This window comes from Micromonospora sp. CA-248260, from assembly GCF_050942205.1.
In the GTDB taxonomy this organism is placed as follows: domain Bacteria; phylum Actinomycetota; class Actinomycetes; order Mycobacteriales; family Micromonosporaceae; genus Micromonospora; species Micromonospora antibiotica.
In genome coordinates, this window is record NZ_CP192021.1 from 3,192,138 (window position 1) to 3,212,367 (window position 20,230).

20 protein-coding genes are annotated in these 20,230 nt (G+C 71.6%); 13 read left to right on the forward strand and 7 right to left on the reverse strand.

The genetic code is table 11. The annotated features are described in order from the left end of the window. Positions 1 to 34 precede the first annotated feature (34 nt). The 3 genes from ACQP2H_RS14125 (at position 35) to ACQP2H_RS14135 (ending at position 2,862) form a co-directional block, all read left to right on the forward strand. Entirely contained in the window at positions 35 to 1,189 is a 1,155-nt protein-coding gene (locus ACQP2H_RS14125; protein WP_308290713.1) for a site-2 protease family protein, read from the forward strand. 65 nt (positions 1,190 to 1,254) lie between these two features. Then, positions 1,255 to 2,208, forward strand: coding sequence for a tRNA (adenine-N1)-methyltransferase (locus tag ACQP2H_RS14130; protein ID WP_219469942.1), 954 nt, complete (start codon positions 1,255 to 1,257; stop codon positions 2,206 to 2,208). Between the two features lie 81 nt (positions 2,209 to 2,289). Continuing rightward, a complete protein-coding gene (locus tag ACQP2H_RS14135; RefSeq protein WP_091239677.1) occupies positions 2,290 to 2,862 on the forward strand; it encodes a hypothetical protein in 573 nt (190 codons plus the stop codon). 109 nt (positions 2,863 to 2,971) lie between these two features. Here ACQP2H_RS14135 and ACQP2H_RS14140 read toward each other — a convergent pair whose 3' ends face one another. Then, positions 2,972 to 3,268, reverse strand: a complete 297-nt coding sequence (locus tag ACQP2H_RS14140) for a ferredoxin (RefSeq protein ID WP_208566160.1) — start codon at positions 3,266 to 3,268, stop codon at positions 2,972 to 2,974. 177 nt (positions 3,269 to 3,445) lie between these two features. On the opposite strand from ACQP2H_RS14140, the gene arc reads away from it, so the two are divergent. The 7 genes from arc to prcA all read left to right on the forward strand — a co-directional run bounded on the left by arc (position 3,446) and on the right by prcA (position 11,709). Continuing rightward, complete coding sequence (gene arc / locus ACQP2H_RS14145; protein ID WP_208566159.1) at positions 3,446 to 5,227, forward strand: proteasome ATPase; 1,782 nt, start codon at positions 3,446 to 3,448, stop codon at positions 5,225 to 5,227. Between the two features lie 151 nt (positions 5,228 to 5,378). Beyond that, entirely contained in the window at positions 5,379 to 7,448 is a 2,070-nt protein-coding gene (locus ACQP2H_RS14150; RefSeq protein WP_357533677.1) for a hypothetical protein, read from the forward strand. A gap of 58 nt (positions 7,449 to 7,506) precedes the next feature. Next, positions 7,507 to 9,024 (forward strand): depupylase/deamidase Dop, encoded by a 1,518-nt coding sequence (dop, locus tag ACQP2H_RS14155; protein ID WP_357017429.1) that lies wholly within the window; start codon positions 7,507 to 7,509, stop codon positions 9,022 to 9,024. 110 nt (positions 9,025 to 9,134) lie between these two features. Then, positions 9,135 to 9,347, forward strand: coding sequence for a ubiquitin-like protein Pup (locus tag ACQP2H_RS14160; RefSeq protein ID WP_204924405.1), 213 nt, complete (start codon positions 9,135 to 9,137; stop codon positions 9,345 to 9,347). A 226-nt stretch (positions 9,348 to 9,573) separates the two neighbouring features. Then, positions 9,574 to 10,056 (forward strand): endonuclease VII domain-containing protein, encoded by a 483-nt coding sequence (locus ACQP2H_RS14165; protein WP_433233538.1) that lies wholly within the window; start codon positions 9,574 to 9,576, stop codon positions 10,054 to 10,056. Beyond that, positions 9,975 to 10,814 carry a proteasome subunit beta gene (gene prcB, locus ACQP2H_RS14170; protein WP_219461492.1) on the forward strand — a complete coding sequence of 280 codons (840 nt, stop codon included), beginning with the start codon at positions 9,975 to 9,977 and terminating at the stop codon, positions 10,812 to 10,814. The genes ACQP2H_RS14165 and prcB overlap by 82 nt, the downstream gene beginning before the upstream one ends. 61 nt (positions 10,815 to 10,875) lie before the next feature. Continuing rightward, on the forward strand, positions 10,876 to 11,709 hold the full coding sequence (prcA, locus tag ACQP2H_RS14175; protein WP_363819292.1) for a proteasome subunit alpha: 834 nt from the start codon (positions 10,876 to 10,878) through the stop codon (positions 11,707 to 11,709). 119 nt (positions 11,710 to 11,828) lie between these two features. On the opposite strand, the gene ACQP2H_RS14180 is transcribed toward prcA, so the two are convergent. Genes ACQP2H_RS14180 through rfbB form a run of 6 tightly spaced genes read right to left on the reverse strand, consistent with a single transcriptional unit; the run spans position 11,829 to position 17,151 of the window. After that, positions 11,829 to 12,857, reverse strand: coding sequence for a glycosyltransferase family 2 protein (locus ACQP2H_RS14180; RefSeq protein ID WP_208566154.1), 1,029 nt, complete (start codon positions 12,855 to 12,857; stop codon positions 11,829 to 11,831). Beyond that, on the reverse strand, positions 12,858 to 14,168 hold the full coding sequence (locus ACQP2H_RS14185; RefSeq protein WP_357533667.1) for a lipopolysaccharide biosynthesis protein: 1,311 nt from the start codon (positions 14,166 to 14,168) through the stop codon (positions 12,858 to 12,860). It lies immediately after the preceding gene. After that, the gene (locus ACQP2H_RS14190; protein ID WP_145920205.1) at positions 14,168 to 14,869 is read right to left on the reverse strand and encodes a glycosyltransferase family 2 protein; all 702 of its coding nucleotides are present in this window, start codon (positions 14,867 to 14,869) and stop codon (positions 14,168 to 14,170) included. Before ACQP2H_RS14190 ends, ACQP2H_RS14185 begins: the two co-directional genes overlap by 1 nt. Next, positions 14,862 to 15,269 carry a DUF2304 domain-containing protein gene (locus ACQP2H_RS14195; protein ID WP_244251851.1) on the reverse strand — a complete coding sequence of 136 codons (408 nt, stop codon included), beginning with the start codon at positions 15,267 to 15,269 and terminating at the stop codon, positions 14,862 to 14,864. Before ACQP2H_RS14195 ends, ACQP2H_RS14190 begins: the two co-directional genes overlap by 8 nt. Next, a complete protein-coding gene (gene rfbD / locus ACQP2H_RS14200) occupies positions 15,266 to 16,153 on the reverse strand; it encodes a dTDP-4-dehydrorhamnose reductase (RefSeq protein ID WP_433233127.1) in 888 nt (295 codons plus the stop codon). The genes ACQP2H_RS14195 and rfbD overlap by 4 nt, the downstream gene beginning before the upstream one ends. Continuing rightward, positions 16,150 to 17,151, reverse strand: coding sequence for a dTDP-glucose 4,6-dehydratase (gene rfbB, locus ACQP2H_RS14205; RefSeq protein WP_208566151.1), 1,002 nt, complete (start codon positions 17,149 to 17,151; stop codon positions 16,150 to 16,152). The genes rfbD and rfbB overlap by 4 nt, the downstream gene beginning before the upstream one ends. 88 nt (positions 17,152 to 17,239) lie before the next feature. Between rfbB and rfbA the strand changes: the two genes are divergently transcribed. From rfbA to pafA, 3 genes are all read left to right on the forward strand, one after another. Next, a complete protein-coding gene (rfbA, locus tag ACQP2H_RS14210) occupies positions 17,240 to 18,157 on the forward strand; it encodes a glucose-1-phosphate thymidylyltransferase RfbA (RefSeq protein ID WP_208566150.1) in 918 nt (305 codons plus the stop codon). Further along, a complete protein-coding gene (gene rfbC / locus ACQP2H_RS14215; protein WP_208566149.1) occupies positions 18,154 to 18,777 on the forward strand; it encodes a dTDP-4-dehydrorhamnose 3,5-epimerase in 624 nt (207 codons plus the stop codon). Before rfbA ends, rfbC begins: the two co-directional genes overlap by 4 nt. A 68-nt stretch (positions 18,778 to 18,845) precedes the next feature. Next, entirely contained in the window at positions 18,846 to 20,204 is a 1,359-nt protein-coding gene (pafA, locus tag ACQP2H_RS14220; RefSeq protein ID WP_208566148.1) for a Pup--protein ligase, read from the forward strand. Positions 20,205 to 20,230: the final 26 nt, after the last annotated feature.

Genomic DNA, 20,230 nt, shown 5'->3' on the forward strand with positions numbered 1-20,230 from the left:
GGGCATGATCGAGTCGGCGCGTAGCATCGGGGCGGTGGAGTCCCGTCCCCGCGCACCGCGCCGGCCCCGCCGGGGTGCCGGCCTGACCGTCGGCCGGGTGTTCGGGGTGCCGCTGCACCTCAACCTGTCGATGCTGCTGCTCACCCTGCTGGTGACCGTCACCTATGCCGAGTTCGCCCGGGACCGCCTCGGGCTGTCCCCGCTCGGCGGCTACCTGATCGGTCTCGGCTTCGTGGTGTCGCTGCTCGGTTCCGTCCTGCTGCACGAACTGGGGCACGCGCTGACCGCCCGCCGCTACGGCATCGGTGTGCGCGGGATCACCCTGGAACTGCTCGGCGGCTACACCGAGATGGACCGGGACGCCCCCAACCCCCGGGTGGAGCTGCTGGTCGCCCTGGCCGGCCCGGCCGTCTCGGCGCTGCTCGGCGGGATCGCCGTGGCCGCCACGCTGGCCGCCCCCGACCACACCCTGGCCCACCAGCTCGCGCTGCAACTGGCACTGAGCAACGTCATCGTGGCCGTGTTCAACGTGCTGCCCGGCCTGCCCCTGGACGGCGGCCGGGCGCTGCGCGCCGTGCTGTGGCGGCTCACCCGGGACCGGCACCGGGCCACCGAGATCGCCGGCTGGGTCGGGCGGGCCGTCGCGGTGGCCACCGCCGGGCTGGTCGTGCTGCTCACCATCCAGCGGATCCTGGTGCCGCTGGCGTTGCCGCTGATGCTGCTGGTCGCGATCACCCTCTGGCGGGGCGCCGGCCAGTCGATCCGGTACGCCCGGATCAGCCGCCGGGTGCCGCTGCTCGACCTGGGCCGGCTGGCCCGCCCGGTCCACGCCGTACCCACCGGCACGCCACTGGCCGAGGCGCAGCGTCGGCACGCCGAGCAGGGCCCGCCCCGGTCCGCCCTCCTGGTCGTCGACGGCGCGGGCCGGCCCGTCGCCCTGGTCGACCCGGCGGCGGCGGACGCCGTACCGGTGGACCGTCGGCCCTGGTTGGGGGTGGACGCGGTGGCCCGGCCGCTGACCGCGCTGCCGACCCTGCCGCTCGGTCTCGACGGCGAGCGGCTGATGGCGGCCGTCCAGGCCCACCCGGGCGCACGGTACGTGGTGACGGCAGGCGAAGATGTGGTCGGCGTTCTGCACACCGCGGATCTCGCCCAGGTCCTCGAACCCACACGGAAGATGAACAGGTGACCGCAGCACATCCCCCCACCCTCCCGGCCCGCAACGGCACACCGACGCCCACCGCCCCAGCGGAGCTGCCCCCGGTGCACCGGGGACCGTTCCGCCCCGGTGACCGGGTGCAGCTGACCGACCCGAAGGGGAGGATGCACACCGTCACCCTGGAGCCCGGCAAGGAGTTCCACACCCACCGGGGCATCCTGGCGCACGACGCGTTGATCGGGCAGCCCGACGGCAGCGTGGTCAGCACCGCCGGCGGCGGGACGGCGTTCCTGGCGCTGCGTCCCCTGCTCTCGGACTACGTGCTGTCCATGCCGCGCGGCGCCCAGGTGATCTACCCGAAGGACTCGGCGCAGATCGTCGCCATGGGCGACGTCTTCCCCGGTGCCAAGGTGCTGGAGGCCGGTGCCGGCTCCGGGGCGCTGAGCTGCTCGCTGCTGCGCGCCGTCGGCACCGGCGGCGAGCTGCACTCCTACGAGGTGCGCGACGACTTCGCCCAGATCGCCCGGCGCAACGTGGAGGCGTTCTTCGGTGCGCCGCACCCGGCCTGGCGGTTGCACGTCGGCGACGTCGCCGACTGCCCGGAGACCGGGTTCGACCGGATCATCCTGGACATGCTCACCCCGTGGGAGACCCTGGACATGGTCGAGCGGGCGCTGCTGCCCGGCGGCGTGTTCATCGGCTACGTGGCGACCACCCCGCAGCTGTCCGAGCTGGTCGAGGCGCTGCGCGAGCGGGGCGGCTGGACCGAGCCGCGGGCCTGGGAGTCGCTGGTGCGCGACTGGCACGCCGAAGGGCTCGCCGTCCGCCCCGACCACCGGATGATCGCGCACACCGCGTTCCTGGTCTCCGCGCGTAAACTCGCTCCGGGTGTCACCGCCCCGCCGCGTCGCCGCAAGCCCAGCAAGGGCGCGGAGGCGTACGCCGAGCGCAAGCAGGCGCTGCGCGAGGCAGCGGCGGCCCGGGAGGCGGCGGCGCAGGCCACCGCAGCCGCGTCGGCCGCCGGAGCCGACGAGGTGGACCGGCCGTGACGGCGGAGCGGAGCAGCTGGGCGTGAACGGGCAGAACCCGACGGCCGGTGCGGGCCGACGGTGCGACCGCAGGGAGTGGGCATGAGTCGGCCGGGGTTCGGCGGCGGTGAACTGCCGGCCGTGTTCCCGGACTGGTCGCCGTACCAGGACCTGGAGTCGGCGGCGCGGGCCTACCTGCGTGACCCGGACATCGCCCTGGAGGCGCTCGGCGGGGTGCTGCGCGGCGCCTCGGTGCTCGGCTTCACCCTGGAACGCTTCGTCAACGAGGTCAACGGGGTATGGCAGGAGGTCGTCGTCTGCGACGGCAGCCGGCTGGTGCTCTGGCACGGCGAGGACGTGCCGCCGGGGGAGGGTCCCCCCGGGTCGATGACCTCGTCGCTGCGGGTGGTGCCGGTCTCCACCGTCACGGAGGTCGGCTGCCGACGCCGCTTGACCCGGGCCGACAACGGTGAGGTACGGGTCGACAGCATCGACGTCTACCTGCTGCTCACCTCACTGGACGAGGCCCCACCCGGCGACGAGATGGTCGGTGCGCCCCGGCACGACGCGCTGCGTTTCGGCAAGACCCTCGACGACGGCGGTGCCGGTCAGATCGCCCGGTTGGAGGAGTTCGCCCGCCTGGTCGCCTCGGTGGTCGGCCGTCCGCTGCTGTGACACCACCGCCGGGCCGGGGCGACGGTCGCCCGCCCCGGCCGCTCCGCCGACCGGCCCGCCCCGCCGGGTGTCGGCTGGCCGGGTGGCGGTGCGTTCTGTCGGGAAGTGGTCAGTCGTCCGCGGCCTCGGGGCCGGCCACCTCGACGCCGTCGCTGCCGCGTACCACGTGGATGCAGTCACCCGGGCACTCCTTCGCGGAGTCGATCACTTCCAGCCGCAGGTGTTCCGGCACGTCGACCCGGCTGCCGGGGGCCAGCCGCAGCTCACCGTCGGTGCCCTTGACGTACGCCAGGCCGTCGACGTCGAACTCGAAGACCTCCGGCGCGTACTGCACGCAGAGCCCGTCACCCGTGCAGAGATCCTGGTCCACCCAGACCTGCAACTGGTCGGTCGCGACGTCACTCACCCGGCACCCCCCATGTTCTCCCGTCCCACCCCACGACGGTACCCGAACGGCCGGACCTGCCCCTCAGGCGTACCTTGGCGATCAAGGTTCAGTGACGAGGGCGTTGCGTGGGACCGAATCGGCCTCATAGCGGCTAGTGTTAGGGCAGAACGTTCAAGCCCCCCGGGGAGGTGGGACGTGGCACGCAGCGACGACGCGGACTCGCGCGCCGCACGGTGGGAGAAGGAGGCCCACGATCTCTCCACGCAGGTCGCGTTCCTTCAAGAGGAACTCGCTCTGGTGCGGCGCAAGTTGACCGAAAGCCCCCGACACGTCCGGCAGCTCGAAGAGCGGCTGGCGGCCACCCAGGCACAGTTGGCGCGGCTCACCGAGAACAACGACCGGCTCGTGAGCACCCTCAAAGAGGCTCGCGCGCAGATCGTGACGCTCAAGGAGGAGATCGACCGGCTGGCGCAGCCGCCGTCCGGCTACGGTGTCTTCCTCGCGCGACACGACGACGGCACGGTGGACATCTTCACCGGCGGACGCAAGCTCCGAGTAGCCGTCTCACCCTCACTGGACGCCGAGGAATTGCGGCGTGGCCAGGAGGTCCTGCTCAACGACGCGCTCAACATCGTCGACGCGTTCGGCTACGAGCGGGTCGGCGAGGTGGTGATGCTCAAGGAGATCCTCGCGGGTCCCGAGGGCAGCCCGGGCGACCGGGCGCTGGTGGTCTCGCACTCCGACGAGGAGCGCATCGTCCACCTGGCCGACACCCTGATCGGCACCGCGATCAGGGCCGGCGACTCGCTCATGATCGAGCCCCGCTCGGCGTACGCCTACGAGCGGATCCCGAAGAGCGAGGTCGAGGAGTTGGTGCTGGAGGAGGTGCCCGACGTCGACTACACCGACATCGGCGGCCTCCAGTCGCAGATCGAGCAGATCCGCGACGCGGTGGAGCTGCCCTTCCTGCACGCCGACCTGTTCCGCGAGCACCAGCTCCGGCCGCCGAAGGGCATCCTGCTCTACGGTCCGCCGGGCTGTGGCAAGACGCTCATCGCCAAGGCGGTGGCCAACTCGTTGGCCAAAAAGATCGCCGAGCGGCTGGGCAAGGACCGGCACACCAGCTTCTTCCTCAACATCAAGGGTCCGGAGCTGCTCAACAAGTACGTCGGTGAGACCGAGCGGCACATCCGGCTGATCTTCCAGCGGGCCCGGGAGAAGGCCGGGGAGGGCACCCCGGTCATCGTGTTCTTCGACGAGATGGACTCGATCTTCCGGACCCGTGGCTCCGGTGTCTCCTCCGACGTGGAGAACACCATCGTCCCGCAGCTGCTCAGCGAGATCGACGGTGTCGAGGGCCTGGAGAACGTCATCGTGATCGGCGCCTCCAACCGGGAGGACATGATCGATCCGGCCATCCTGCGCCCCGGCCGGCTCGACGTGAAGATCAAGATCGAGCGTCCGGACGCCGAGGCGGCCAAGGACATCTTCTCCAAGTACATCCTCGTCGGCCTGCCCCTGCACGCCGACGACCTGGCCGAGCACGGCGGCGAGCCCCAGGCCACCGTGGCCGCCATGATCGACGCGGTCGTGCTGCGGATGTACTCGGAAACCGAGGAGAACCGCTTCCTCGAGGTGACCTACGCCAACGGTGACAAGGAAGTCCTCTACTTCAAGGACTTCAACTCCGGCGCGATGATCCAGAACATCGTCGACCGGGGAAAGAAGATGGCGATCAAGGAGTTCCTCACCTCGGGGCGCAAGGGGCTGCGGTTGCAGCACCTGCTCGACGCCTGCGTCGACGAGTTCCGGGAGAACGAGGACCTGCCCAACACCACGAACCCGGACGACTGGGCCCGCATCTCCGGCAAGAAGGGCGAGCGGATCGTCTACATCCGCACGCTCGTCTCCGGCGGCAAGGGCACCGAGGCCGGCCGCTCCATCGAAACCGCCAGCAACACCGGCCAGTACCTCTGACCGGCCGACCGGACGGGCCCGCGACGCGACGCGTCGCGGGCCCGCTCGTGTACGTCACCCACTGTTAACCGCACCACCCCGCGTCGGGTGGGTGGAATGCCGGCCGCGTCGCTAGACTTCCCCGACCGCGTAGTCGACTCCGAGGAACCGCGTGCCGCCCGAGCTCACCGTCGCCGATCCGCCGCTGTCCCCGGCGGTGGATCAGACACCCCCCACCGTCGCGCCGCGCCGGCCGGCCCGCCGTTGGCGGTGGATCCCGCTCCTGCTCGCCGCGCTGGTCGCCGCATGGGCCGTACCCCTCGCCGGACACGCCCTGCACCGGGACTGGCTCCTGCCCCCGGTCGTGCTGATCGCCACGGCCAGCCTGCTGCGCGGCGGCCGTACCCTGCTCGACCGGCTGATGCTCGCCCTGGGCCTGCTGCTCGGCCTGACCGCGATCGGTGGCCTGGTCTTCCCGGTCTGGCCCTGGGGGATGCGGCCGGTGCCGCTCACCGGGACCGCCCTCACCGGGCTCGTCCTCGCCGCCGCCGTGCTACGCCGCCGCCCCCGGTTGCCCCGGCCCGGCTGGGCCGACCTGTTCCCGCTGGCCGGCGCCGCCGCCATGGTGGTCTACCTGCGGCAACCCTGGCAGCGAGCCACCGACCTCGCCGACCGGCTCACCGTCCTCGGCGCGGGCGAGGACAACTGGCGGCACCTGGCGCTGTTCGACGCCATGGGCCGCCTCGACGGCTACACCTTCGTCGACCCGGCCGCCGCCCGGGAGCAGATCACCGCCCAGCTCATCTACTATCCGCAGGGCTGGCACCTGGTCACCGCCCTGCTCGACGGCTTCCTGACCCCCACCGGGCCGCGCGTCGACGCCCTCGTCGCCCACTACTTCGGCTGGACCATCGCCGGCTTCGGACTGTTCACCCTCGTGCTGATCTGGGCAGCCCAACGGCTGGCCGGCCCGATCCACCTGCTGCACCGCACGGTGCTGACCGTGGTCGTCGGCGCGCTGGTGCTCGGCACCCAGCTGCCCCGCCTGCTCAACGCCGGCTACCCCACCGAGGTGCTCGGGCTGACCCTGACCGTCCTGATCGCCACCCTGGTCGCCCGGCCCGTCCCCGGCACCCGGGAGCAGGTCGTGCTGCTGTGCGCCCTGCTCGCCGCCGTCGGGTTCACCTACTACCTCTTCCTGCCCGCCGCCGCCGTGCTGGTCCTGTGCTGGGTGCTCACCCACTGGCGGGAGGCACTGCGCCGGTGGTTCACCGTGCTGACCGTCGGCCTGGCCGGCGCCGCTCTCGCCCTGATCGCCCCGCTGCTCGGCGTGCTGCGGGCCGGGCAGACCGAGGCGCTGGTCATCGGCTCGTCCCAGGCCGTCGAGGGCTGGCGGGCGCTGATCTGGCTCGGCGGCATCGTCGGGGTGGCCCTGCTCGTCCAGGTCGCCCGCGCCGATCCGGCCTGGCGGCGCTGGCTGCTGGTCTGCGTCGTCGGCGCGGCCCTGCCGCTGACCATCGCGCAGATCAACACCGACGCCGGGGTGACCCCGGGCTACTACTTCGTCAAGGGCACCCACCTGGCCACCGCGTTGCTCATCGTCGGCACCGCCGGGGTGGTCCGGTTACTGCCGGTGCCCCGGCCCGCCCTGAGTTGGCGGGGGGCCGGCAGCACCACGGCGGGGGTGCTGGCCGCCGCACTCACCATGACGGTCGCGGTGGCGCTCTGCGGGGTCACCGGCTGGCACCGCAGCCTGCTCGTGGTCGACGAGCAGACCTGGGCGCAGCGGTGGGTCCACCAGGACCTCGCCCTGCCGTCCAGAGTGGCCTGGGTGTGCGCCGACGCCCAACAGCGCTATCCCGAGGTGCCGGGCACCACCACCCTGGTCATCGACCGGGGGCCGATGCGGTCCTACCTGATCTCGCTGTGCCTGTCGGCCCTGCACGGCACCACGGCGGCCACCGATCCGGGCATCTACAGCCTGCCGTTCCTCGAACCGGACCGCACCGACATCATCGTCCGCCGGGTGGCCGGCCCCGTCCGGTTCATCACCTCCGACCCCAAGGGCGAACGTCGGGTACACCGGATGCTGCGCGACGAGCCCGCCTTGCGGCACCGGCTCAGCTGGGTGCCGTTGACGGTCCCCGAGTGCGACGTGGCCCCCTCCGACGAGCCGCCCCCGCCCACCCTGGAGACCGCCACTCCCGACCCGGCCGAAGCGGCGTGCCCCCTTCCCCGGTGAGGCGGACTACGCTCGACATGACGGCGGACCGGGTGAGGCGAGCGAAGCGGGTAGGTCGATGAGCGTCAGAAGGATCATGGGCACCGAGGTCGAGTACGGGATCTCCGTGCCCGGCCAGGCCGGAGCCAACCCGATGGTCACCTCGTCCCAGGTGGTCAACGCGTACGGCGCGCGCCCGGAACTCAACCGTGGCGGCCGGGCCCGCTGGGACTACGAGGAGGAGTCGCCGCTGCGCGACGCCCGGGGGTTCACCTACTCCGGGGCCGCCTACGACCCGGCGGAGGCGCTCGCCGACGAGGACCTCGGCCTGGCCAACGTGATACTCACCAACGGCGCCCGGCTCTACGTCGACCACGCACACCCGGAATACTCCACCCCCGAGGTGACCAACCCCCTCGACGTGGTGCGGTGGGACAAGGCGGGGGAGCGGGTGATGGCCGAGGCGGCCCGGCGGGCGGCCACCATCCCCGGCACCCAGCCGATCCACCTCTACAAGAACAACACCGACAACAAGGGCGCCAGCTACGGCGCGCACGAGAACTACCTGATGCGGCGGCAGACCCCCTTCGCCGACATCGTGGCGTACCTGACGCCGTTCTTCGTCACCCGGCAGATCGTCTGCGGCGCGGGCCGGGTCGGCATCGGGCAGGACGGCGGCCAGAGCGGCTTCCAGATCTCCCAGCGGGCGGACTTCTTCGAGGTCGAGGTGGGGTTGGAGACCACCCTCAAGCGGCCGATCATCAACACCCGCGACGAGCCGCACGCCGACGCCGACAAGTACCGCCGATTGCACGTCATCATCGGCGACGCCAACCTGTCGGAGATCTCCACCTACCTCAAGGTGGGCACCACCGCGCTGATCCTGACCATGATCGAGGAGAAGGCGCTCGGTGCCGACCTGGGCATCGCCGACCCGGTCGCCGAGCTGCGCGCGGTCAGCCACGACCCGTCGCTGACCCACCGGATGCGGTTGCGCGACGGCCGTCGGCTGACCGCCCTGGACCTGCAGTGGGCCTACTACGAGCGGGTGCGTTCCTTCGTGGAGGAGCGGTACGGCGCGGACGCCGACGCGCAGACCCTGGACGTGCTGGAGCGCTGGGAGCAGGTGCTGGACCGGCTGGGCCGCGACGTGTTCCTCTGCGCCGACGAGCTGGACTGGGTGGCCAAGCTGCGGCTGCTGGAGGGTTACCGGGAGCGGGAGAAGCTGGGCTGGGGCTCGCACAAGCTTCAGCTGGTCGACCTGCAGTATTCCGACGTCCGGCCGGAGAAGGGTCTCTACCACCGGCTGGTGACCCGGGGCTCGATGAAGACCCTGCTGGACGACGAGCAGACCCGCCGGGCGATGACCGAGCCGCCGGAGGACACCCGGGCCTACTTCCGGGGCCGCTGCCTGGCCCAGTACGCCTCCGAGGTGGTGGCGGCGAGCTGGGACTCGGTGATCTTCGACGTGGGTCGGGAGTCGCTGGTGCGGGTGCCGATGATGGAGCCGGAGCGGGGCACCCGCCAGCACGTCGGAGCGCTGTTCGACAGGTGCGACACCGCCAAGGATCTGCTGGAGACGCTGACCGGCGGCTGAGTCGACGCGGTGACGGCGGCCCGTCGTGCGTCGGATGCCGGCGCGCGACGGGCTTTTCGTCGTCTCCGCGAGGTAAGTTCATCGCAGACGATCGTGGAGGAGGCAGCGAGATGGCTTCACAAGAGGGCGGTCAGACCCAGTCGGGCAAGTCGCACCAGGCCGAGGAGATCGACGACGTCACCACCGAGGTCAATCCCGAGGTCGCCGAGCGGCACGCCGAGATCACCGAGGACGTCGACGACCTGCTCGACGAGATCGACTCGGTCCTGGAGGAGAACGCCGAGGAATTTGTCAGGGGTTATGTGCAGAAAGGGGGCGAATAGGGCATAAACGTTTAAATCGGACATGCCTGATCCGCTCGATGATCGAGAGGGATACCGTCGTTGCCGGGACTGCGATGAGTGGAAGCCGCTCGATGAGTTCTGCGCGAACAGCCGTCGGCCAGATGGCCGGGGTAGCTATTGCAAGCCTTGCTTCAACCTGCGTTCCAAGGTGAGCTATGCCAAGCGGACGAGAGAGAAGCATGGCCGGGAGGTTCGCCAACCACCTATGGTTCCGGATGGCCACCGTCGCTGCCCGACGTGTGGTGAGACGAAGGCGCTCGACGACTTTCCCCGTAACCGGTCGGGGCGTGGCGGCTACGGCCGATACTGCAAGCCCTGCCACAACGAGAAGGGTAAAGAGAGCAAGCTCCGGTTGCACGGCGGGTCTCGCGAGTACCACCTACGTCGCCGCTACGGGATCGGCGAGAAGGAGTTCCAGGAGCTGCTCGCCGAGCAGGGCGGCGTCTGTGCCGTCTGCGGGGTGGAAGATCCTCAACATGTGGACCACGATCACCGCACCGGATGGGTGCGCGGGATACTCTGCTTCAACTGCAACGGTGGTCTTGGCCAGTTCCGTGACAGTCCCACGAGGCTGGCCAGGGCGATCACGTACCTGAGAGGAACCACGTGGCAGCGGGCTTTGATCCATCCGGGCGTCTACCAGATGTGTTCACCAACGCGGGGACGTCCTCCTTCACGACCTTCCTGAGTCGGGTGGCCCCCGAGATGCTGCCCGGCCGACGGCCGCTACCGCCGGGCATGGCCGCCGACCTGGCGCCGCACGCCACCACCATCGTGGCCATCTCGGCCGTCGGTGGTGTGGTGCTGGCCGGCGACCGACGGGCCACCATGGGCAACCTGATCGCGCAGCGCGACATCGAGAAGGTGCACCCCGCCGACGCGTACTCGCTGGTCGGCATCGCCGGCACGGCGGGCATCGGCATCGAGCTGATGCGACTGTTCCAGGTGGAGCTGGAGCACTACGAGAAGATCGAGGGCGCGATGCTCTCCCTCGACGGCAAGGCCAACCGGCTCGCCTCGATGATCCGGGGCAACCTCGGCGCGGCCATGCAGGGGCTGGCGGTCGTGCCGCTCTTCGCCGGCTTCGACCTGGCCGCCCGGGACCCGGCCCGCGCCGGGCGGATCTTCAGCTTCGACGTCACCGGCGGCCCCTACGAGGAGACCGGCTACGACGCGATCGGCTCCGGTTCGCTCTTCGCCAAGTCCGCGCTCAAGAAGCGGTACCGCACCGGCGTGTCGATCGACGACGCGACCCGGCTCGCCGTCGAGGCGCTCTACGACGCCGCCGACGACGACACGGCCACCGGCGGGCCGGACCTGACCCGGCGGATCTACCCGGTGGTGATGACGGCGACCGCCGAGGGCACCCGCCGGCTCACCGAGGCCGAGACGGCCACCATCGCCGAGGCCGTCGTCGCCGGGCGGATGGAGAACCCGGGCGGCTGACGCCGTCCCACCCCCCACCAGCCCCAGTCGTCAGCACAGTGCCAGAAGGAGAACCGCCGCCGTGGCCATGCAGTTCTACGCCTCGCCCGAGCAGATCATGCGCGACCGCTCCGAGCTGGCCCGCAAGGGCATCGCCCGGGGGCGCAGCGCGGTGGTCCTGAGTTACACCGGCGGGGTGCTCTTCGTCGCGGAGAACCTCTCCAGCGCCCTGCACAAGGTCAGTGAGATCTACGACCGGATCGGCTTCGCCGCCGTCGGCCGGTACAACGAGTTCGAGAACCTGCGCCGCGCCGGGGTGCGGATGGCCGACCTCAACGGCCTGAGCTACGACCGGCGTGACGTGACCGGCCGGGCCCTGGCCAACGCGTTCGCGCAGACCCTGGGCGCGATCTTCACCGAGCAGTCCAAGCCGTTCGAGGTGGAGATCTGCGTGGCGCAGGTCGGTGCCACGGTCGAGGAGGACGAGCTGTACCGGCTCACCTACGACGGTTCGGTCAACGACGAGCCGGGCCGGATGGCGATGGGCGGTCAGGCCGAGGCGATCACCGGCGTGCTCAAGGCCGAGCACCGCCCCGACCTGTCGCTCAGCGAGGCGGTCAGGGTGGCGATGAAGGCGCTGAGCAGCGTCGGCGGCGAGGGCGGCGCGGCCCGGACGATCGCCCCCAACCAGCTCGAGGTGGCGGTCCTGGACCGTGCCCGGGTGGGGCGTACCTTCCGACGGATCACCGGCGCGGCGCTGACCGCGCTGCTGGAGGGTGACGCGGCGGGTGACGCCGCGCCGGCCGACAGCCAGGCCAAGACCCCGACGGTGCCGACCGAGGAGGCGCACAAGCCCACCACGTCGGCGGGCTCGGCCGACCTGGAGGGCCAGCCCCAGGAGAAGCCGGAAGCGTGACGGCGACACGCGCAGGGGCCGGGGTGCACACCCCGGCCCCTGCGCGTGGGTGCCATCCGCCGCAGTCCGTGTCGACCCACCCGCCGCCGGTGCCCTGCGGCACGGCGGCGGCGTGACGGTCAGGCCCTGCGCAGCAGCGGCCTGGCCAGGGCCCAGTAGCCGGCGGCGATGACGTTGAAGATGCTCATCCCGGGCGGCGACTCGACGTTCGACGGGTCGACCTTGGCGGTCATCAGCTCGGCGATGACGCCGTCGGGGACCATCCGCTCCTGCTGGAGCTGGCGACGCCGGGCCCGCACCCAGGCCCGGTTGGTCCACAGCCAACCCCAGCCGCGCGCCTTCTCCCGGCTCCAGCCGCCGAGCAGCGCGGCCACCAGCATCGCCGCCTCGGTCAGCAGCAGCATCGGGGCGAGCACCACCAGCGTCCGCGTCTCGTACGCGGTGAGCAGCGAGATCAGGCGGTTGCGTTCCAGCAGGTAGTGCTTGAGCTTGTTGCGGGAGAACTCGTAGTGGTGCACCACCACGGCGTCCGGGACGTACTCCTGGCGTAGTCCGCGCTGCCACAACCGCAGGCTGATCTCGGTGTCCTCGTGGTAGGCGAAGTACTCGGCGGCGAAGCCGTCCAGCTCCCGCCAGAGCGCCCGGTTGATCACGAAGCAGCAGCCGCTGATCGACGGCACCGTGGTCCGCCGGGCGTGCGCGCTGGCGGGCTGGCCGTTGCCGCCGGCCCAGGACAGCCCGATGTAGTGCAGCGGGTTGCCGGAGGTGTTGATCAGGTCGGGGTTCTCGGCGAGCCGGATCGAGGCCATCACCGCGCCCACGCCCGGCTCACCGGCCACCGCCACCGTCCGGGCCAGCGCGTCGGGGGCGACGACGGCGTCGGAGTTGACGAAGGCCAGCCACTCACCGGTGGCCTCGGCGGCGCCGACCCGGCAGCCGCCGGAGTAGCCGGTGTTCTCCTCCGGCCGGACCACCCGTACCCCGGCGAAGCCCTTGACCACGTCGATGCCGTCACCGGTGCAGCCGTTGTCGACCACGATCAGCTCGATCTCGACGTCGGTGCTGGCCAGCACGGCGCGGGCGGCGTCGACCAGGTAGGGCTCGGCACCGTAGGCGAGCATCACCGCGGACACCTGGGGGCGGGACATCTACAGACCTCCGGAGACGCCGGTGGCCACCACGTCGTCGAGCGGCCGGCCGGGGGTGGGGGTGGCCGGGCGGGCACCCCGGCGCAGCAGCAGGACGGCCATGGTGGCGGCCACCACGACGGAGCCGACGGCGTAGGCCAGTTCGACGCGGAGCGCGACGGGGGCCGGGACGGCCGTGACGGCGAGCAGGGCGGCCACCCCGATCGTCCACGACACGGCCTGGGCGCGGTGCCGGTCGAGGGCGAGCAGCGCCTGCCCGAGCACCATCGCCCACAGGTAGGCGAGGGTGCCGACGGCCAGCCAGGCGAAGTCGCCGTGGCCGAGCACGCCGGGGGCGTCGAAGAGCCGGTGCACCAGCCACGGGCCGAGCGCCACCGCGCCGATCGCCCCGGCGACACCGAGGGCGGTGACCACGCCGAGCGCCCGGCGCAGCAGGCGGTGGAAAGCGACCACGTCGCCGGTGGTGGCGGTGGTGGCCAGGCCGGGCAGCAGCGACGCCTGCATCGAGCCGAAGACGAACAGCGGGATCCGGACCAGCACCAGGGCGGAGAGCAGCGCACCGGCGGTCGCCACGTCGGCCGGGTCGAGCAGCCGGACGTTGATCACGCCGATGTTGACCACGACCTGGGAGAGCAGGCTGGAGACGGTGAGCAGGCCGAGGCCGCGCAGCAGGGTGCCCCAGGCCACCGGGAGGCCGCCGCCGACGGCCCGCAGTACCGGCGGGAGGGTCACCAGCACCGACAGCAGCGGGGCGACGACCAGCACCGCGCCGTACCAGACCGGGTCGGTGACGCCGCTGACGCCGAGGCCGGCGACCAGCGCGATGCGTACCCCGCCGTCGACGCCGAGCTGGGTGCCGTACCAGGGGAAGAGTTGAAGGCCGGACAGCACGCCCCGGGTGGTGTACGCGACGGCCATCGCGACCAGCGCGCCGATCAGCACGGCGACCATCGTGTCGTCGCCGGCGAAGAGCCGGTCGGTGAGCGCCTGGCGCCCGACGAGGGTGGCCACGACCAGCACCGCCAGCACGGCGGCGGCGACGGTGGCTCCCCGGGCCAGCACCGGGCCGGGGGGCAGCCCCTGGCTGCGGCGGGCGGCGACGACCCGGGCCACCTCCTGCTCGACGGGGATGAACACGCCGATGCCGAGGGTGAACACGATCGACCAGAGCACCGACAGTGAGGAGTAGTCGGCGCGGTCGAGGGCGTGTCCGGCGACCGCGAGGTGCACGTAGGAGGCGAGCCCGAGCAGGGCGAGCCCGCCTCCGACGGCGACGGTGCCGGGCGGGACGAGATGGAGCAGCCGCCGCATCACCGGCGGATGAGCGCCAGCGTGAGCACCGCGAAGGCCCGACCCAGGTAGATCATCGCCTTGGCGGGGGAGTGGCTGGGGGTGCCGGCCATCCGTTTGCGCATGGCCACCGGCACCTGACGGATGCGGTAGCCGCGCCGGGCGGTGTGCACCAGGGTCTCCACCGTGTCGCCGAGGTACTCCGCCGGGTACCAGCCGGCGAACATCTCGATGACCCGCCGGTTGGCGGCCCGGAACCCGGACGTGGTGTCGGTCAGCCGGGTCTTGGCCACCCGGGAGAGCACCCCGGACAGCATGACCATCGCCCAGCGGCGGGGCCCGCGCACCGAGTAGTCGCCCTCACCGGCGAACCGGGCGCCGATGACCAGGTCGTTGTCGTCGAGCAGGTCGACCAGCTTGGGCACGTACCGGGGGTCGTGCTGGCCGTCGGCGTCGATCTGGATCGCCACGTCGTAGTCGTTGTCCCGGGCGTAGCGGTAGCCGAGCCGCATCGCCCCGCCCACCCCGAGGTTGTACGGCAGCTTCGCGACCCGGGCCCCGGCGGCGGCGGCCACGGCGGCGGTGCGGTCGGTGGAGCCGTCGTCGACCACCAGCACGTCGACGCCGGGCAGTTCGCCCCGGACCTCGCCGACCACGTCGGCGATCGACCCGGACTCGTTGAGCGCCGGGATGATGATCAGGACACGCTTGCCGTTAACCATCGTGGGACACCAGTTCGTCTCGGTTGGCTGCGGTGAGCTGCGCGTCCTGGGCGAGCCGGGCGGCGCGTTCCGCGTCGATCTGCGCGCGGAGCAGGGCGAAGTCCTCGGCCAGGGTGCGGGTCTCCTCCTCCAGCGCGCTGACCTCCCAGCTCAGGTGCACGCAGACCAGCAGCAGGAAGACGATGCCGAGGAACAGCACGAGGCTGACGCCGGAGACCACGCCGAAGAAGCCGGCCACGTTGTCGAGCAACCGGGGGAACAGCGACAACGGGATGACGATGACCAGCACGCCGAGCCAGAGCATGCCGTACTTCTCGCGGAGCTGCCGGCGGCGCAGCAGCTCGACGATGGTGGCGAGCAGGATCAGGCCGGTCAGACCGGTGACGAGGGTGAGCTTCATGCGACCTTCCACGGGGTGGGTGCAGTCGGGGAGGCGAAGGCGTCGGACAGCGCGTCGTGCCAGTCCGGCAGCGGGGGCAGGCCGGCCGCGGCCCACCGGTCGTGCCCTAGCACACTGTACGCGGGTCGCGCGGCCGGACGCGGAAACCGGTCGCTGGTGGTGGGTCGGACCCGGTCGGGGTCGAGCCCGGCCAGCGTGAAGGCGGCGCGGGCCAGCCCGTACCAGGTGGTCTGGCCGGTGCAGGTGCCGTGGTAGGTGCCGGCGGGGGCCCGGTCGGCCAGGGCCGCGTCGGCGAGTGCGACCAGCCGGGTGGCCAGCGCGTACGACCAGGTGGGTTGGCCGTGCTGGTCGTCGACCACGTCGAGGTGTTCCCGGGTGGCGGCCAGGCCGAGCATGGTGGTGACGAAGTTGCGCCCGTGTGCCCCGTAGAGCCAGGCGGTCCGCACCAGGTAGCCGGTTTCGGGGAGGAATCGGACCACTGCCCGCTCCCCGGCGAGCTTGCTGCGGCCGTACGCGTTGATCGGGTCGGTGGGGGCGTCCTCGGCGTAGGGGGTGTCGGCGTCACCGGCGAAGACGTAGTCGGTGGAGACGTGCAGCAGCCGCGCGCCGTGCCCGGCGCAGGCGCGGGCCAGGTGGGCCACCCCGTCGCCGTTGATCGCGGTGGCCGCCGCCTCGTCTCGCTCGGCGCCGTCGACGTCGGTCCACGCGGCGGCGTTGAGCACCACGTCGTGCCCGGCGACCGCGGCCCGGACCGCCTCGGCGTCGGTGATGTCGAGGTCGGTGCGGGTGGCGGCGGTCACCTTGAGGTCGCTGCGGGTGGCCAGCACGGTGAGCAGGTCCCGGCCGAGCATGCCGCCCGCGCCGGTGACGAGTACCCGGGTCATGCGGCAGGCGCCGTCTTCAGCGGCTCCCACCAGGCCCGGTTGTCCCGGTACCAGGCGACGGTCTGGGCCAGGCCCTCGTCGAGGCCGATGCTCGGGGCGTACCCCAGCTCGGTGTTGATCTTGCTGATGTCCAGCGAGTAGCGGCGGTCGTGGCCCTTGCGGTCGGTCACCGGGACGACCCGGTCCCAGCCGGCGTCGCACGCCTCCAGCAGCCGCCCGGTCAGCTCCTTGTTGCTCAGCTCGGTGCCGCCGCCGATGTGGTAGACCTCACCGGCGCGGCCGGCGTGCGCCACCATCGCGATGCCCCGGCAGTGGTCGTGCACGTGCAGCCAGTCACGCACGTTGCCGCCGTCGCCGTAGAGCGGCACCGTGCCGCCGTCGAGCAGGTTGGTCACGAACAACGGGACGACCTTCTCCGGGAACTGGTACGGCCCGTAGTTGTTGGAGCAGCGGGTCACCACCACGTCCATCCCGTGGGTCCGGTGGTAGGCCAGCGCCAGCAGGTCGGACCCGGCCTTCGAGGCCGAGTACGGCGAGTTCGGGGCCAGCGGCCAGGTCTCCGTCCAGGAGCCGGAGTCGATCGAGCCGTACACCTCGTCGGTGGAGACGTGCACGAACCGGCCGGTGCCGTGCCGCAGCGCGGCGTCCAGCAGGGTCTGGGTGCCCAGCACGTTGGTGGTGACGAACGGGGCGGCCCCGGCGATCGACCGGTCGACGTGCGACTCGGCGGCGAAGTGCACGATCACGTCCTGGCCGGCGACGACCTCGTCGACCGTCGCCGGGTCGCAGATGTCGCCCCGGACGAACCGCAGCCGGGGGTCCTCGCGCACCGGGGCGAGGTTGTCCAGGTTGCCGGAGTAGGTCAGCTTGTCCAGCACGGTCACCGTCGCGGGTTCGACCGCGGGCACGCCGGACGCGTCACCGCCGGGCACACCCAGCAGCATCCGTACGTACTCCGACCCGATGAATCCGGCTCCGCCGGTGACGAGAATCCTCACGGGGACGGAAGTGTACGCGCATCGGCCCGCCGACCCGGGGACCGTGACCCCGGTGTCCGGTTCGCGCCGGTCCCGGTAGGCTCCCCCGGTGCGTGGAATCCTTCTCGCTGGTGGCACCGGGTCCCGGCTGTGGCCGATCACCCGCGCGGTGTCCAAGCAACTGATGCCGATCTTCGACAAGCCGATGGTCTACTACCCGCTGTCGACGCTGGTGATGTCCGGGGTACGGGAGATCCTGGTGATCACCACCCCGGAGGACCAGGACCAGTTCCAGCGGCTGCTCGGCGACGGCAGCCAGTGGGGGCTGCGGCTGGAGTACGTCGCCCAGGCCCGCCCGGACGGCATCGCGCAGGCGTTCGTGCTCGGCGCGGACTTCATCGGCGACGACTCGGTGGCGCTGGTGCTGGGCGACAACATCTTCCACGGCGTCGGCCTCGGCCGGCAGTTGGCCGACAACGGCGACCTGGTCGGCGGGCGGGTCTTCGCCTACCCGGTCGCCAACCCCGAGGCGTACGGGGTGGTCGACTTCGACGCCGACGGCCGGGTGCTGTCGATCGAGGAGAAGCCGGCCCGGCCGAAGTCCCGCTACGCGGTGCCGGGCCTGTACTTCTACGACAACCGGGTGGTCGAGATCGCCGGCAACCTCACCCCGAGCGCCCGGGGCGAGTTGGAGATCACCGCGGTCAACGAGGCGTACCGGCGGGCCGGTGAGCTGTCGGTGACCGTGCTGGACCGGGGCACCGCCTGGCTGGACACCGGCACCTTCACCTCGATGATGCAGGCCGGCGAGTTCGTCCGGGTGATCGAGGAACGGCAGGGTATGAAGATCGGCTGCGTCGAGGAGGTCTGCTGGCGGGCCGGCCTGCTCGACGACGAGCAGCTGCGCGCCCTGGCCGAGCCGCTGACCAAGAGCGGCTACGGTGACTACCTGCTGGGCCTGCTGGCCGACAAGCACGACGAGGCGGTGCTGCGCGCGGCCCAGTCGGTAACGGAGGGGGTGCGGTGAAGATTCGCCCGCTGAGCATCGAGGGCGCCTGGGAGGTCACCCCGCAGCAGCACGGTGACCCGCGCGGCCTGTTCATGGAGTGGTACCGGTTCGACCAGCTCGCCGAGGCGGTGGGGCACCCGCTGCGGCTGGCCCAGGCCAACCTGTCGATCTCCGGCCGGGGTGTGGTGCGCGGCATCCACTTCGCCGACGTCCCGCCCGGCCAGGCCAAGTACGTCACCTGCGTCCGGGGCGCGGTGCTCGACGTGGTGGTGGACCTGCGCACCGGTTCGCCGACCTTCGGCCGCTGGGAGGGCGTCCGGTTGGACGACACCGACCGGCGGGCGGTCTATCTGGCCGAGGGGCTGGGGCACGGTTTCTGCGCGTTGAGCGACGACGCGACCCTGACCTACCTCTGCTCGACCACCTACAACCCGACCGGGGAACACGCCGTGCACCCGCTCGACCCGGAGTTGGGCATCGAGTGGCCGGCCGAGGTGCCGCAACTGTCCGCCCGCGACGCGGCGGCGCCGACGTTGGCGCAGGTCCGCGCGGCGGGGACGCTGCCGGACTACGCCGCCTGCCGGGCGTTCGTGGCCGGGCTGGGGCCGGACGGAATGTCGTACTCGGACGGGATCTGAGCGACCGAAGCACACTACCTGTGCTGTGACAGTGACGAACCGACCCTCCGGGCGGCTAGTGTCACATCATGGAGCGGCGAATCTTCGGCCTCGAGACCGAGTACGGCGTCACCTGCACCTATCGCGGGCAGCGGCGGCTGTCCCCCGACGAGGTCGCCCGGTATCTGTTTCGTCGGGTGGTGTCCTGGGGGCGGTCGAGCAACGTGTTCCTGCGCAACGGGGCCCGGCTCTACCTGGACGTCGGGTCGCACCCGGAGTACGCCACTCCGGAGTGCGACTCGGTCACCGACCTGGTCGCCCACGACCGGGCCGGTGAACGGATCCTGGAGGGCCTGCTCGTCGATGCGGAGAAGCGGCTGCACGACGAGGGCATCGCGGGTGAGATCTACCTGTTCAAGAACAACACCGACTCGGCCGGCAACTCGTACGGCTGCCACGAGAACTACCTGGTGTCCCGGCACGGTGAGTTCGGCCGGCTGGCCGACGTGCTCATCCCGTTCCTGGTCACCCGGCAGCTGATCTGCGGGGCGGGCAAGGTGTTGCAGACCCCGCGCGGGGCGGTCTACTGCCTGTCCCAGCGGGCCGAGCACATCTGGGAGGGCGTCTCCTCGGCGACCACCCGCAGCCGGCCGATCATCAACACCCGCGACGAGCCGCACGCCGACGCCGAGCGCTACCGGCGGCTGCACGTCATCGTCGGCGACTCCAACATGAACGAGGTCACCACGCTGCTCAAGGTCGGCTCGGCCGACATCGTGCTGCGGATGATCGAGGCCGGCGTGGTGATGCGTGACCTGTCGCTGGAGAACCCGATCCGGGCCATCCGGGAGGTGTCACACGACATCACCGGCCGGCGCAAGGTGCGGCTCGCCTCCGGCAAGGAGGTCAGCGCGCTGGAGATCCAACAGGAATACCTGGCGCGGGCCACCGAGTTCGTCGAGCGCCGCGGTGGCGACCAGACCGCCAAGCGGGTGGTGGAGCTGTGGGGCCGGGTGCTCAACGCGGTGGAGGACGGCAACCTCGACCCGGTGGCCCGGGAGATCGACTGGGTGAGCAAGCTCCGGTTGATCGAGCGTTACCAGCGCAAGCACGACCTGCCGCTGTCGCACCCCCGGGTGGCGCAGATGGACCTGGCCTATCACGACCTGCGCCGGGGCCGGGGCCTGTACGGGCTGCTGGAGCGGCGCGGTCAGGTGGACCGGGTGGCCACCGACCCGGAGATCTTCGAGGCCAAGGAGACGCCGCCGCAGACCACCCGGGCCCGGCTGCGCGGCGAGTTCATCAGGCACGCCCAGGAGAAGCGGCGTGACTTCACCGTCGACTGGGTGCACCTGAAGCTCAACGACCAGGCGCAGCGCACCGTGCTCTGCAAGGACCCGTTCCGCGCGTACGACGAGCGGGTCGAACGCCTGATCGCCAGCATGTGACCCGGTGGGGTCGACGGCCGGCACCG

Bases quoted from the DNA above. Each gene is read 5' to 3' on its own strand.
- ACQP2H_RS14135 (WP_091239677.1), top strand. From the start codon at position 2,290: ATGAGTCGGCCGGGGTTCGGCGGCGGTGAACTGCCGGCCGTGTTCCCG.
- dop (WP_357017429.1), top strand. From the start codon at position 7,507: ATGAGCGTCAGAAGGATCATGGGCACCGAGGTCGAGTACGGGATCTCC.
- ACQP2H_RS14160 (WP_204924405.1), top strand. From the start codon at position 9,135: ATGGCTTCACAAGAGGGCGGTCAGACCCAGTCGGGCAAGTCGCACCAG.
- ACQP2H_RS14165 (WP_433233538.1), top strand. From the start codon at position 9,574: ATGGTTCCGGATGGCCACCGTCGCTGCCCGACGTGTGGTGAGACGAAG.
- ACQP2H_RS14180 (WP_208566154.1), bottom strand. From the start codon at position 12,857: ATGTCCCGCCCCCAGGTGTCCGCGGTGATGCTCGCCTACGGTGCCGAG.
- ACQP2H_RS14185 (WP_357533667.1), bottom strand. From the start codon at position 14,168: ATGCGGCGGCTGCTCCATCTCGTCCCGCCCGGCACCGTCGCCGTCGGA.
- ACQP2H_RS14190 (WP_145920205.1), bottom strand. From the start codon at position 14,869: ATGGTTAACGGCAAGCGTGTCCTGATCATCATCCCGGCGCTCAACGAG.
- ACQP2H_RS14195 (WP_244251851.1), bottom strand. From the start codon at position 15,269: ATGAAGCTCACCCTCGTCACCGGTCTGACCGGCCTGATCCTGCTCGCC.
- rfbD (WP_433233127.1), bottom strand. From the start codon at position 16,153: ATGACCCGGGTACTCGTCACCGGCGCGGGCGGCATGCTCGGCCGGGAC.
- pafA (WP_208566148.1), top strand. From the start codon at position 18,846: ATGGAGCGGCGAATCTTCGGCCTCGAGACCGAGTACGGCGTCACCTGC.